The organism is Pseudomonas resinovorans NBRC 106553, from assembly GCF_000412695.1.
Classification (GTDB): domain Bacteria; phylum Pseudomonadota; class Gammaproteobacteria; order Pseudomonadales; family Pseudomonadaceae; genus Metapseudomonas; species Metapseudomonas resinovorans_A.
Genome location: NC_021499.1, coordinates 3,942,533 through 3,955,368 on the forward strand (window position 1 = coordinate 3,942,533; position 12,836 = coordinate 3,955,368).

Below are 12,836 nucleotides of genomic sequence, written 5' to 3' on the forward strand. Positions count from 1 at the left end.
CAGCACCTTATTTAGTAGCTTTATCCAACCAAACCCAGTTGGAGTATCGATCTCCTCTTCCCCTAAGATGAGTGTACCTCCGCATCGAGTTCCAATCTCGATGCCCAGACACACTAGCCACCCTCGGAATATCCCAGTCCATTTCGAACAGTCGACTGACCCCCTCATGGCGAAGGTCATGAAAGCGCAGGTCCGCGATTTCCAGAAACTTGCAGGCCTTGGTGAAGGACGCCGAGATGGATTCGGCGTTGTACGGGAAAATCTCCGGGCGGCTCCTGGGCATGCTCTGCAGAATGGCCCAGGCCTCATCCGGCAAATGACACCAGATGTCGTTGCCGATCTTCTGCCCCGGGTTCTTCATGTCCCGCACCAGCACCGCCTGGCGCTGCTCGTCCAGGTCATCCCAGCGAATCCGCGTGATCTCTTCCTGCCGGCGGGTGGAAAAGATGGCGAACGCGACGACCTTGGGCATGTTGATGAAGCTTGGCCGGCGCTGCTGCATCTCGAAGAAGTGTTCGAGGAGCTTGTCGAGCTCGGCCATGACCGGCCGGCGATCGCGTTCCTTGCTCTTGCTGATCAGCCCCAGTTTCTTGAGCACTATCCGCGCATCAGGCATCGCGGACGGGTCGATCTCGTAGCCCCAGGCCGGCCTGGCGATGGAGAGCACGGCGCCAAGGTGGGACAGGTCGTTGCCGATCGTCTGCGCCTGAACCTTGCCGCCCTCCTCGCTCATACGCCATTGCGCGTACTCGACCAGCCGCTGGCTGTTCAGGTCGCTATCGGCAATCTCGCCAAGCCAGGTCTCGCTGATGGCCTTTAGGGTCGCACGCTTGGTCTTGCCCAGTGGCCGGACCCGCTCGTACTCGTCCAGGTACTGCTCGATGATCTTCCTGATCGTCACGCCCTTGCGCTTGGTCCGCTCGATAGCACCAGGCTCAGCCAGCTCCGTCTCTCGTCGCCGCAACCAGGCACGGGCCGTCTGCTTCCGGTCGAAGGTTTGGCTTTCCTGATACAATTTCGCGCCATCGCGCATGATCCGGATCTGCGCGGTATACCCGATGGAGCCGTCCTTGCGTCGGCGAGAAGTAATCGTCCCCATTTCGATTTGCTACATGGCCCAAACCAGTTGCTACAGCGTAGCAACGGACCTGCAGAAATAATCGAAAACGGCCCCGAAGTAGCAAAAATCAGACGTTTCCGAATGACCGCCTTACACGCCTCAACGCCAGCAACCACGCGCCCAGCCCTGTCCCGCCGCTTCTCCGTGGCGCCGATGATGGATTGGACCGATCGCCACTGCCGCTTCTTCCTGCGCCAGCTCTCGCGCCATGCCTTGTTGTACACGGAGATGGTGACCACCGGGGCGCTGTTGAATGGCGACCACGAGCGCTTCCTGCGTCACGACGAGGCGGAATATCCGTTGGCGCTGCAGTTGGGCGGGAGTGTGCCGGCGGATCTGGCGGCCTGCGCGAGGATGGCCGAGGACGCGGGCTACGACGAGGTGAACCTGAACGTCGGCTGCCCCAGCGACCGGGTGCAGAACAACATGATCGGCGCCTGCCTGATGGGCCATCCGGCGCTGGTGGCCGATTGCGTCAAGGCGATGCTGGATGCGGTGGATATCCCGGTGACGGTGAAGCATCGGATCGGCATCAACGGTCGGGACAGCTACGAGGAGCTCTGCGATTTCGTCGGGCAGGTCCGTGACGCCGGCTGCCGCAGCTTCACTGTGCATGCGCGCATCGCCATCCTCGAAGGCCTGTCACCCAAGGAGAACCGCGAAGTCCCGCCGCTGCGCTATGAGGTGGCGGCGCAGCTCAAGCGCGACTTCCCGGAGCTGGAAATCATCCTCAACGGGGGTATCAAGACCCTAGACGAGTGCCGGCTGCACCTCGAGACCTTCGATGGCGTGATGCTGGGCCGCGAGGCCTATCACAACCCCTACCTGCTGGCCGAAGTGGATGCCGCGCTGTTTGCCGGCACTGGCCCGCAGATCAGCCGCACCGAGGCCCTGGCTGCCATGCGGCCCTACATTGAGCGGCATATTCGGAACGGCGGGCAGATGCATCACATTACCCGCCATGTCCTCGGCCTGGCCCAGGGATTCCCGGGCGCAAGGCGCTTCCGCCAGTTGTTGTCGGTCGACGTGCACAAGACCGCCGACCCACTGGCACTGCTGGATCAGGCCGCCGAGTTGCTGCGCGGCCGCTGATCGCGAATGGACGCTTCCCAGGACGGCGCCAGGCAATAGCGGCTGCCGCCCAGGGCGACCACCAGACCACTGTCAACCATTCGTCCCAGTACCTGGCGCACGCTGACCAGCGACAGCGGCTCGCCCGCTTCCACCAGGCGCTCGTGGAGCGTGCGGCTGGGGATGTCGCAGCCTTCCAGGGAAGACTGGCAGAGTATCTCCAGCACCTTCAGGCGCGGCATGCTGGTCTTCAAGCCGGCTTGCTGCAGCATCTGCCGCAGCAGGCGATGCTCCAGCGTCGGCACGCCCTGTTCGACCTTCAGGCCAATGGGCTGCGGGATGACCCGTTTGGCCCGGGGCATGACATGTACTCGCATCAGGGTCTCCTTGTTGATCACCGGCTCGCGGCGGGCAAGCCTTCAGCCGCATCTCCTGGCGGCCTGTTCCCCGATCATTCGGGTTCTTATAGGAATAGACGTACGAGCCCGAGAAAACCGCAATAAAAGTGTGAATTTTTTTCCGCTGCGGAACCCGGCGCCCCCTTTTCCGGGTCTGTTGTGATGGGCAGGTCGATGGCCTGCGAAAAAGCCCTTACGCGCCCGTTGAGCGGCTCCTGCTGCTCGGGTAAGGTCAGTTCATCCGCAACGACAAGGTTTCGCCATGACCTCCAAGCTGGACCAACTCAAGCAGTACACCACCGTCGTCGCCGACACCGGTGACCTGGACGCGATAGCCCGCCTGAAACCGGTCGACGCCACCACCAACCCTTCCCTGCTGCTCAAGGCAGCCGCGATGCCGCGTTACGCCGAGCTGCTGGACAGCGCCGTGGCCGGCGCGGGCGGCGACCTGGGGCTGGCTTGTGACCGTTTCGGGGTGGCCGTTGGCCAGGAGATCCTCAAGGTGATCCCAGGCCGCATCTCCACCGAGGTGGATGCGCGCCTGTCCTTCGATACCGACAGCACCCTGCGCCGCGCCGAACGCCTCATGGGGCTCTACGAGGAGGCCGGCATCGGCCGTGAACGCGTGCTGATCAAGATCGCCTCCACCTGGGAAGGCATCCGCGCCGCCGAGAAGCTGGAGCGCATGGGTATCCAGACCAACCTGACGCTGTTGTTCAACTTCGCCCAGGCAGCTGCCTGCGCCGATGCCGGAGTGTTCCTGATCTCCCCCTTCGTCGGGCGCATCTACGACTGGTACAAGAAAGCAGAAGGCCGTGACTTCACCGGTAGCGAAGATCCGGGCGTGCAATCCGTCTCGCGCATCTACCGCTACTACAAGGCCAATGGCTACCGGACCGTGGTGATGGGCGCGAGCTTCCGCAACCTCGGCCAGATCGAGGCGCTCGCCGGCTGCGACCGCCTGACCATCAGCCCCGAGCTGCTGCAGAAGCTGGCGGACGACCAGGCGCCACTGCAACGCAACCTGGCTCCCGGCAATGAAGCCGAAGCCCGTACGGTGCTGGACGAGACAGCCTTCCGCTGGCAGCTGAACGAAGACCCCATGGCCACCGAGAAGCTGGCCGAAGGCATCCGCCTGTTCGCCCGTGACCAGGAGAAGCTGGAAGCCCTGCTCGCCTCTCGCCGCTGAAAACGACAACGCGTGCAGCCCTTCGGGTTGCACGCGTTTTTTATTGGCGGGAAGAAACGGCGGATCAGCTGCGCTCGAGGGCGCTGACCAGGTCGTGGAAGGCTTCGCGGTTGGACTCGTTGAGCCCCATGAGGATGCGGTGGGCTTCCAGCACCTTGGTGCGGACCACGTCCTCCGTCTGGTCCTGCGGCGGCAGGTCTTCCAGGCACTCAGGGCAAGGCACCGGCGTCCCGACGATGTTGAACACCTGGTCGAATCCCATCGACTGCAGCAGTCGCGTGATATCGGGATGGGTGGTCACTACGGTGGGCAACAGGCCGATTTTCTGCCGCGAGAGGATCGACAGCTTGGCCAGCAGGCCGAGGGTGGTGCTGTCGATGCTCTGGGTTTCGGTCAGGTCTATCACGATCGCCGAGAAATTAAGCGCCGAGAAGATCTTTTCAATGGTCGCATCCAGGGCCGAACACAGGGTCAGACGAATTTCTCCGACGAACTTCAGGACGAATGTCCCATCCTGCTCGGCAAACTGGATTTTACCGGTACTCATGCAAGGTTCCTGCTCAACACCAGCAAGGCGATATCATCCGGCATCTCGCCCAGGCTGGCCAGTCCAAATACTCGTCGCAAGCCATCCAGACTGCCACCCGCCTCGCACACCATTTCCGGCAGCGCGGCTTCCTTATCTTTGAGGGTATCGCCGGGCAAAAGGTCCAGGATACCGTCGGAGAGCAAGGTGAGGCTGAATGACGACGGCAGATCGATCATGCGGTCATCATAGCTCGCCTCTTCGAACAACCCCACCGGCAGGCCCTTGCCGGTCAGGTAGGAGGCTTTGCCCTCGCTATAGAGCACCGGCAAGGGCAGATGCCCGCCGATGCTGTAGGTCAGCTTGCCGCTTTCCTCGTCTATCACCCCGCCCAGCATGGTCACGTGCTTGCCCAGCTTGCAGTTGATCAGGCCCCGGTTGATGTGCCCCAGCACCTCGGAAGGCTTGAACTCGGGGAGCAGGCCGTTTCGCCGGGACTCGTAGAGCAGCCGCGTGGTCATGAACTTGAGCAGCACGGTGACGAAGGCCGAAGACGCGCCATGGCCGGAAACGTCGGCCAGGTAGAAGGCGACTCGACGCTCGTCCACACGGAAGTAGTCGACGAAGTCACCCGAGAGGTACAGCGACGGGATGATCTGGTGGGCGAAACGCAAGCCGTCCACTTCCCAGGGCGTCACCGGCAGCATGTTCATCTGCACCTGGCGCCCGGCGTTCTGGTCCTCCTGCAGCAGGTGCAGGCTGGCTTGCAGCTCGCGATTGGCGGCCTCGAGCTTCTCGCGGTAGCGGCGGTTCTCGACACGCAGGGCGGCGCGATCGAGGGCACGGCGCACCGAGTGCTCGAGAACGGCAAGGTCTTCCAGCGGTTTGATCAGGTAATCCGCGGCGCCCAGGCGCAGGGCTTCGACCGCGTCGTTCATGACGCCGGCGCCGGAGACCACTATTACCGGGGTTTCTGCTTCCAGCTCGGAGATGCGGCGGATCAGTTCCAGGCCATCGACCTGAGGCATGCGCAGGTCGCAGATCACCAGATCCGGACGGTCCTGCTCGAAAACCTGCAGCCCTTGCAGGCCGTTGCTGGCCTGCCGAACGCTGAATCCACTGTCTTCCAGATAGGCCGCGAGGCTTGCGCGTACTACCTCGTCGTCATCAATTATCAGCAGCTTGGCACTGGGATTGTGCATGGAGTATCCAGGCAAACGGCGCCAGGGATGGGTTGTTGTAGCACCCGACCTAAGGCCCGAGCACGAGTACGGGGGTTCGCGTTACGGCGCAGACGGTACTCCCATCCGCAGGGCGATTCAAGCTCGCGCCGCGAGTTGGGCGTTGTCTTTACACCAGAAATCGCCGGAAGTTATAAGGGGTTCGCTCCCACTCCACGACCACAAGAGGATTTGCGCGTGAGCCTGGACGACCGCAACTACAGCGAGAAGCGTGATTTCATCAGGATGCAGTTGCAAACCCGGGCCATCCTGGAGCACGCCGGCCGGCAATACCCCGCCCTTTGCCTGGACCTCTCCAGCAGCGGCATGCAGCTCGAAGTGGAGGTCGCGCTGGCGGTTGGCGACCGTGTCCGTGTGCTGATTCCCTCCGAACACAGCGCCCTGTCGGGCCTGGAAGCCGAGGCCGAGGTGGTTCGGATCGGCCGGAACGCCGAGGGCGTCCATAGCCTTGGACTGGCCATCATCGACCTGCGCTAGCGGCAAGGTCTGGTAACGAAAAAGGCGACCCTCGAGGTCGCCTTTTTTCTGCCGCCAGGGCCTAGAAGTCGTCTTCGACCTCACCGTCCCTCACGCGGAACTCGCGGTTCTGCAGGAAGGCGTTGCGGATGAAGATGTACCGGTCACCGGTGATCAGCTTCTCGGCCGAGAGCAGGCTGGCGCGGGTTTGTATCACATCCACCGCGAAGGTCACGTTGCGGGTCGGCACGTGATCGATGTAGCGGTACGGGCCGACGAAGCTGTCCGGGAACTTCGCGGGGGCATCGCGCACGGTGCTCGGGCCGAAGAACGGCAGCACCAGATAGGGACCGCTGCTCACACCCCAGGCACCCAGGGTCTGGCCGAAGTCCTCGTCGTTGCGCGACAGCCCCATGGGGGTCGCCACATCGAAGAAGCCGAGCAGGCCGAAGGTGGTGTTGAAGATCAGGCGACCGGTGTCGACGCCGGCATCGTGGAACTTGGCCTGGAGCAGGTCGTTGGCCAGGTTGCGCACGTCACCTACGTTGTTGAACACGTTGTGGACGCCGTCCTCGACGATCTGCGGGGTCACCGCCTGGTAGCCCTGGGCGATGGGCTTCAGGGCCCAGGTATCGAGGGTGTCGTTGAAGCGGAAGATCGCACGGTTGAAGCCCTCCCATGGGTCCTCGTCCGCGGCGTTCGCAGCGACGGGGACTACCGCCAGGGTAAGGCAGGCCAGAACGAGGCCCAGACGATCGATCCATCGCGCACCGATCAGTTGCATTGCAGACTCTCCTTGAGAAACGTAGTGTGGCGGCCCGCCGCCGTCGAAGGCGCGGAGTATAAGGCCATCGCCCCTTCCGGGGAGCATAGCGGACAGTCGGAATGACGAAAAATACCTTGCTACATGTTGCCCACATCCCCGTGCGCTGGGGTGATATGGACAGCTACGGCCACGTCAACAACACCCTCTACATCCAGTACCTGGAAGAGGCGCGGGTCGCCTGGTTCGAGCGGCTCGGCATCGCCATGAACAACGTGCCCCAGGGGCCGGTTGTGCTGCAGACCCTGCATACCTACCTCAAGCCCGTCGTGCATCCGGCCACCGTGGTCATCGAACTCCACGCCGGCGCCGTCGGCAACAGCAGCCTGGTGGTGGAACACCGCCTGAGCACCCTGGAAGACCCACGCACCCTCTACGGGGAAGGCCACTGCAAACTGGTCTGGATCGACCACGGCACCGACAAGTCCGTCCCGGTGCCCGACGACCTGCGCCTGGCCATGGGTGCCGGCAAGCGCTCGTAACCTGGCTGTCATGCCCCGCCGTTAGTCTGCGTCGGACCTCGTCAGGATGACGCAGATGCCCCACAACCAACCGCCCGCCTTCACTGCCGTCCTCTTCGGCCTTTCCGGCTGCCTGGTGGATTTCGGCGCACGCACCCTGCCCCTCGCACTTGGCCGCATGCTGCCGGACTGCCCGGCGCCGCGCCTGGCCGAAGCCGCCACCCTGCCCCCGCGCGCAGCCCTCGACCATGCCCTGGACGCCTGCGCCAGCGACGAACAGTTCCAGGCCTTCCAACAGCAGTTGCTGGATGCCGCCGACGAGCACGCCGAGGCCGTCGCCGACTTCGACGAGCTGGCCGGCCTGTTCTCGGGCGGCAAGGTGCCCTGCGCCTGGCTCGATGAACTGCCCGTTCCCGCCGGCTGGCGCCTGGCCTCGGCCCTGCCCGCCTGGTTGGGTGGCAGCGAAACGAACGGTGCGCGCCCCTGGCCGGCGCCGGACAGCTGCTGGCAAGCCCTGGCCGGACTCGGTGTCGCGCACCTGCAAGGCTGCGTGCTGATCAGCGCAAATCCGCGCCTGCTGCAGGCCGGGCTCAACGCCGGGCTCTGGACCATTGGCCTGGCGGCCAGCGGCCCCCTATGCGGCCTCGCGCCGGCAGACTGGCGGGCCCTGCCCAGCGCACAGCGCGACCGCCTGCGCGCCGATGCCACCCTGGAGCTGTACCGCCTGGGCGCGCATTCGGTGATCGATCACCTGGGAGAACTCGCCCCCTGCCTGGCGGACCTCGCCAGCCGCCGCGAGAAGGGCGAGAAGCCCTGATTGGTCAACGCCTTGATCCCGATCAGGCAGGCAGCCGCCGCCTGGATTAATCTCTAGGACATGAGGGACCTTTGCCTCACCGCCAGGGTCCACTCCTGAGACAATCGCAGAGGGAGAAAGACATGCCTGAACGCCTGCAGCAGCAACTGCAACAACTGCGCGACCAGTTGGCCGAGGATCCGCCGCTGGATGCGGAGGAACGCGCATCGCTGATCGAGTTGATGCAGGAAATCGAACTGCGCCTTGCCCGCGAGGCCGCCATGGCGCCGGACGCCACCCTGGTGGATGGCGTCAACCTGGCCATCGAGCGCTTCGAAACACGCCACCCCACCCTCGCCGGCACCCTGCGCAATATCATGCAAAGCCTGGCGAACATGGGCATCTAGCCCAGCCAGAAAACAAAACCCCGACATCGAGTCGGGGTTTGCGTTACTGCCGTACCAGCCGGCGATTGTCGGTCTGCACCTTGTGGGTGCTGCGGTACGGGTTGATATCCAGCCCGCCACGGCGCACATAGCGTGCGAATACGGTCAGCGATTCCGGCTCGAGCAGGCGCTTGAGGTCGAGGAAGATGCGCTCCACGCACTGCTCATGGAAATCGGCATGCTGGCGGAAGCTCACCAGGTAGGCGAGGAAACTGGCGTGGTCCAGGCGCTTCGCCCCACGGTATTCAACCACCACCGAGCCCCAGTCCGGCTGGCCGGTGACCGGGCAGTTGGACTTCAGCAAATGGCTGTGCAGCGCATCTTCCACCGGTTGCCCGGCTTCGGCGCGCAGCAGCTCGGGTTGCGGATGCTCGTAACGGTCGATGACCACGTCCAGCTCGTCGATGCAGGCCCCCGGCAGGCTAGCGACACCTTCGTCCGCCACGTCCGACAGGCTGCGCACCCGCACCTGCACCTGCGCACCCGCCGCCGCGCCAAGGTCCCGCGCCAGCACCTGCTCCAGCTCGGCGGCGTTGGCGAAGACCGACTGGTTCAGCGAGTTGAGGTACAGCTTGAAGGACTTGGACTCGATGATGTTCGGCGACTCGGCCGGAATGGCGAACTCGCCGATGGCCACCACCGGCTTGCCGGACGGTGTCAGCCAGGACAGCTCATAGCAGTTCCAGAAATCCACGCCCTGGTACGGCAGGGTCGCGGCGGTCAGGCCCAGCTCGTTCCACTTGGTGACGCGGGAGATGGGAAACAGCAGTTCCGGGCTGTAGCTGCTGACGTACTCGCTGGACTTGCCCAGCGGTGAATGTTCGGCGGGGTGCTGCATGAGCGGGTGGACCTGAAGATGCGGAAATCCGGCAATTGTATACAGTCGGGCGCCCCCTGAAAAATCCACGGCACCAACGGCGCAAACGTATTACAACTTTGTCAGCTTGACCCGCGCGGCCCACCGGTGCGGTATAAGGCAGCAGTTCGAGCGACGCGCCCACCATGAAGCCACTGCCAGCATGAAATTACTGCCCACATGAAACTGCTGATAGTCGAAGACGAGCCCAAGACCGGGCAGTTCCTGCGCCAGGGCATGAGCGAAGCCGGCCTGGCCGCCGACCTCGCCACCAACGGCGTGGAGGGCCGTGACCTGGCGCTGGCCGGTGGCTACGACCTGATCATCCTCGATGTGATGCTGCCCGACCTCGACGGCTGGCAGGTGCTGCGCAGCCTGCGCCAGGCCGGTCTGCAGGTCCCGGTGCTGTTCCTCACCGCGCGGGATGCCGTGGAAGAACGCGTCCACGGCCTGGAACTGGGTGCCGACGACTACCTGATCAAGCCCTTCGCCTTCGCCGAACTCCTCGCCCGAGTGCGCACGCTGCTGCGGCGCGGTGCCACGACGGCCCAGGAAACCAGCCTGGAGCTCGCCGACCTGCACCTCGACCTGCTGAGCCGCAAGGTGGAGCGTGGCGGCCGGCGCATCGACCTCACCGCCAAGGAGTTCGCCCTGCTGGAGTTCCTCCTGCGCCGCCAGGGCGAAGTGCTGCCCAAGACGCTGATCGCCGCGCAGGTCTGGGACATGCACTTCGACAGTGAGACCAACATCATCGAAGTCGCCGTGCGCCGCCTGCGGGCCAAGCTGGACGACGACTTCCCCACCAAGCTGATCCATACCGTGCGCGGCATGGGCTACGTGCTGGAGGCCCGGGAAGGCTGATGGGCAGACTCTCCCTCACGGCTCGCCTGGGCCTGCTGTTCGCCGCCTGCACGGCCTGCGTCTCGCTGATCGCCGGGGTGCTGTTCAACCGCGCCAGCGAAGCGCACTTCATCGAACTCGACCAGCAGTTGCTGGAAACCCGCATGGACTCCTTCCGCGCGCTGATCAGCGAGGTGGACGACCCAAGCGCCCTGCCCTCCCGGCTGGATGCCCTGCAGGCCCAGTTGCGCCTGCATCCGGACCTGGCCCTGCGCCTGGAAGGCCGCGACGGTCGCTACTGGTTCAACAGCGCCGAGGGCCTGCGCGCACCGGGCCGGGACGGCCTCCACGACTGGCAGCAGGATGGCACCGACTACCGGGTCTACAGCACCCCCCTGCGCCCCGGAGAACCCGGCTCGCCACGCCTCTCCCTGGCCCTGGACATCACCCACCACCAGCACTTCCTCGAACGCATGCAGCGGCTGATCTGGCTCACGGTGGGGCTCTCCGCCCTGGCCACCGCGCTGCTCGGTGCCTGGGCGGCGCGCAGTGGCCTGCACCCGCTGCAACGCATGGCCGAGGTGGCCGCCGGGGTTTCCGCCAGCTCCCTCACCACGCGCCTGGCGGACGACCAGGTGCCCCAGGAGCTGGTGCCGCTGGTACAGGCCTTCAACGCCATGCTGGGGCGGCTGGACGACGCCTTCCAGCGGCTCTCGGCCTTCTCCACCGACATCGCCCACGAACTGCGTACGCCGCTGTCCAACCTGCTGACCCAGACCCAGGTGATCCTCAGTCAGGACCGAGCCCTCGACGAGTACCGGGAAACCCTGCACTCCAACCTGGAAGAGCTCCAGCGCCTGGCGCAGATGGTCGGTGACATGCTGTTCCTGGCCAAGGCCGAACACGGGCTCCTGGCCACCCGGCGCGAGCCCCTGGAACTGGCCGGCGAGCTCGACAGCCTGATCGACTACTTCAGTCCCCTGGCCGAGGATCGCCGGGTAGACATGCGCCGCACGGGTGACGCGCGCCTGAACGCCGACCGCGACATGCTACGCCGCGCCCTGTTCAACCTGCTGGACAACGCCCTGCGCTTCACGCCCGAGGGCGGGCGCATCGAACTCGGCCTCGACAGCGGCACCCATGGGGTGCGCCTGACGGTCGTCAACAACGGCGCGGAGATTCCCGCCGAGCTGCTGCCCAGGCTGTTCGATCGTTTCTTCCGTGCCGACCCCGCCCGCCGCGAAGGCCGCGAGCACGCCGGCCTGGGCCTGGCCATCAGCCGCTCCATCGTGCTCGCCCACGGCGGCGAGATCCGCTGCGAGTCGGCGGGCGGCTGGACCCGCTTCATCCTCGAGTTTCCCCATTCGGGGCGCTAGCCCAGAACCCGTAGGTTGGCGCAGAGCGAAGCGAAGCCCAACATGACATTGGTGACCGGGCATCGTTGGGCTTCGCGTTGCTCAGCCCAACCTACGAGTGTCCCCCAGAAACGCAGAAGGCGCGCCTTCTCGCAACTCAGGGAACATCAGCCCTGGGCGGTGGACCAGTCGATCACGCCGAGCTGCCAGGTCGCCAGGATCAGCAGGCCGAAGCCGATGCGGTACCAGGCGAACGCGGCGTAGCTGTGGCTGCCGATGAACTTCAGCAGGCTGCGCACGGCGATCATCGCGAAGAGGAAGGACACCACCGAACCCAGGGCGAACACCGGCAGGTCGCTCGGCTGGAACAGGTCACGGTACTTGTAGCCCGAGTAGACCGCCGCGCCGACCATGGTGGGCATGGCGAGGAAGAACGAGAACTCGGTGGCCGCCTTGCGCGACAGGCCGAAGACCAGGCCGCCGATGATGGTGGCGCCGGAACGCGAGGTCCCCGGCACCAGCGCCAGGCATTGGCAGCAACCGACCTTGAGGGCGTGCTTCCAGGTCATTTCATCGACGCTGTCGGCCTGCACCAGGTGCGCGCGGCGTTCGGCCCAGAGGATCACCACGCCACCCACCACCAGGGCGCTGGCCACGGTGATCGGGTTGAACAGGTAATGGTGGATCAGGTCGGAGAAGGCCACCCCGAGGATCACCGCCGGGAAGAACGCCACCAGCAGGTTGATCGTGAAGCGCTGGGCGTTGCGCTGGGTGGGCAGGCCGACGACCACGTCGAGGATCTTGCGCCGGTATTCCCAGACCACCGCGAGGATGGCCGCCAGCTGGATGATGATGTTGAAGGCGATGGCCCGTTCACCGGTGAAGTCGAGCAGGTCCGCGACCACGATCTGGTGGCCGGTGCTGGAGATCGGCAGGAACTCCGTCAGGCCTTCGACAATCCCCAGAATGATGGCCTGCATGGCCGTCCACAAATCCATCGAAAATCTCCCCCGAGGCGCGCTCTCTGGCGGCCTTTACGTACGAATGTGCAGGTTGCTGGCACGGCAAACGTGCCGAATGGCGATCAGACCGGGTACCAGCGAGCGGGTTCCGGGGACGAACGAGCCTTCAGCTTTGTCCCGGAGCGCCGAAATGCTAACAGAGAGCCATTTGGAAATCGCGGCTAAAGGCTTATTGATCAAGGACACGCCGCCTGCTCTGCTGCGCGACGCACCCATAACAAGAATCCAGGAGTTCC

At 64.7% G+C, this 12,836-nt stretch carries 15 protein-coding genes; 8 read left to right on the forward strand and 7 right to left on the reverse strand.

What is annotated here, in order from left to right; genetic code table 11:
* Positions 1-7: 7 nt before the first annotated feature.
* On the reverse strand, positions 8-1,099 hold the full coding sequence (locus PCA10_RS17780; RefSeq protein ID WP_016493461.1) for a site-specific integrase: 1,092 nt from the start codon (positions 1,097-1,099) through the stop codon (positions 8-10).
* 177 nt (positions 1,100-1,276) lie between these two features.
* Between PCA10_RS17780 and dusA the strand changes: the two genes are divergently transcribed.
* Entirely contained in the window at positions 1,277-2,212 is a 936-nt protein-coding gene (dusA, locus tag PCA10_RS17785) for a tRNA dihydrouridine(20/20a) synthase DusA (RefSeq protein ID WP_016493462.1), read from the forward strand.
* On the opposite strand, the gene PCA10_RS17790 is transcribed toward dusA, so the two are convergent.
* A complete protein-coding gene (locus PCA10_RS17790; protein WP_016493463.1) occupies positions 2,182-2,568 on the reverse strand; it encodes a hypothetical protein in 387 nt (128 codons plus the stop codon). The two genes, dusA and PCA10_RS17790, sit on opposite strands and share 31 nt — an antisense overlap.
* A 283-nt stretch (positions 2,569-2,851) precedes the next feature.
* On the opposite strand from PCA10_RS17790, the gene tal reads away from it, so the two are divergent.
* Positions 2,852-3,778, forward strand: coding sequence for a transaldolase (gene tal / locus PCA10_RS17795; protein ID WP_016493464.1), 927 nt, complete (start codon positions 2,852-2,854; stop codon positions 3,776-3,778).
* 64 nt (positions 3,779-3,842) lie between these two features.
* Here tal and rssC read toward each other — a convergent pair whose 3' ends face one another.
* Both rssC and rssB read right to left on the reverse strand, forming a co-directional pair.
* Positions 3,843-4,325: an anti-sigma factor antagonist RssC gene (gene rssC / locus PCA10_RS17800; RefSeq protein ID WP_016493465.1), complete on the reverse strand. Its 483-nt coding sequence runs from the start codon at positions 4,323-4,325 to the stop codon at positions 3,843-3,845.
* Entirely contained in the window at positions 4,322-5,506 is a 1,185-nt protein-coding gene (gene rssB / locus PCA10_RS17805; protein WP_016493466.1) for a two-component system response regulator RssB, read from the reverse strand. Before rssB ends, rssC begins: the two co-directional genes overlap by 4 nt.
* A 216-nt stretch (positions 5,507-5,722) precedes the next feature.
* Here rssB and PCA10_RS17810 point away from each other — a divergent pair, with 216 nt between their 5' ends.
* Positions 5,723-6,022: a PilZ domain-containing protein gene (locus tag PCA10_RS17810; protein ID WP_041770332.1), complete on the forward strand. Its 300-nt coding sequence runs from the start codon at positions 5,723-5,725 to the stop codon at positions 6,020-6,022.
* A gap of 61 nt (positions 6,023-6,083) precedes the next feature.
* Here PCA10_RS17810 and PCA10_RS17815 read toward each other — a convergent pair whose 3' ends face one another.
* Positions 6,084-6,785, reverse strand: a complete 702-nt coding sequence (locus PCA10_RS17815) for an MlaA family lipoprotein (protein WP_016493468.1) — start codon at positions 6,783-6,785, stop codon at positions 6,084-6,086.
* Positions 6,786-6,886: 101 nt separating this feature from the next.
* Here PCA10_RS17815 and PCA10_RS17820 point away from each other — a divergent pair, with 101 nt between their 5' ends.
* The 3 genes from PCA10_RS17820 (at position 6,887) to PCA10_RS17830 (ending at position 8,488) form a co-directional block, all read left to right on the forward strand.
* Positions 6,887-7,306: an acyl-CoA thioesterase gene (locus tag PCA10_RS17820; RefSeq protein ID WP_041770333.1), complete on the forward strand. Its 420-nt coding sequence runs from the start codon at positions 6,887-6,889 to the stop codon at positions 7,304-7,306.
* 55 nt (positions 7,307-7,361) lie between these two features.
* Positions 7,362-8,102 carry a hypothetical protein gene (locus PCA10_RS17825; RefSeq protein ID WP_016493470.1) on the forward strand — a complete coding sequence of 247 codons (741 nt, stop codon included), beginning with the start codon at positions 7,362-7,364 and terminating at the stop codon, positions 8,100-8,102.
* Positions 8,103-8,224: 122 nt separating this feature from the next.
* Positions 8,225-8,488 carry a DUF4404 family protein gene (locus PCA10_RS17830; protein ID WP_016493471.1) on the forward strand — a complete coding sequence of 88 codons (264 nt, stop codon included), beginning with the start codon at positions 8,225-8,227 and terminating at the stop codon, positions 8,486-8,488.
* A gap of 43 nt (positions 8,489-8,531) precedes the next feature.
* On the opposite strand, the gene queF is transcribed toward PCA10_RS17830, so the two are convergent.
* Positions 8,532-9,365, reverse strand: a complete 834-nt coding sequence (gene queF, locus PCA10_RS17835; RefSeq protein ID WP_016493472.1) for an NADPH-dependent 7-cyano-7-deazaguanine reductase QueF — start codon at positions 9,363-9,365, stop codon at positions 8,532-8,534.
* Between the two features lie 198 nt (positions 9,366-9,563).
* Between queF and PCA10_RS17840 the strand changes: the two genes are divergently transcribed.
* Both PCA10_RS17840 and PCA10_RS17845 read left to right on the forward strand, forming a co-directional pair.
* The gene (locus PCA10_RS17840) at positions 9,564-10,244 is read left to right on the forward strand and encodes a heavy metal response regulator transcription factor (protein ID WP_016493473.1); all 681 of its coding nucleotides are present in this window, start codon (positions 9,564-9,566) and stop codon (positions 10,242-10,244) included.
* Positions 10,244-11,599, forward strand: coding sequence for a heavy metal sensor histidine kinase (locus PCA10_RS17845; protein ID WP_016493474.1), 1,356 nt, complete (start codon positions 10,244-10,246; stop codon positions 11,597-11,599). Before PCA10_RS17840 ends, PCA10_RS17845 begins: the two co-directional genes overlap by 1 nt.
* 146 nt (positions 11,600-11,745) lie before the next feature.
* Here PCA10_RS17845 and PCA10_RS17850 read toward each other — a convergent pair whose 3' ends face one another.
* Positions 11,746-12,576 carry an undecaprenyl-diphosphate phosphatase gene (locus PCA10_RS17850; protein ID WP_016493475.1) on the reverse strand — a complete coding sequence of 277 codons (831 nt, stop codon included), beginning with the start codon at positions 12,574-12,576 and terminating at the stop codon, positions 11,746-11,748.
* Positions 12,577-12,836: the final 260 nt, after the last annotated feature.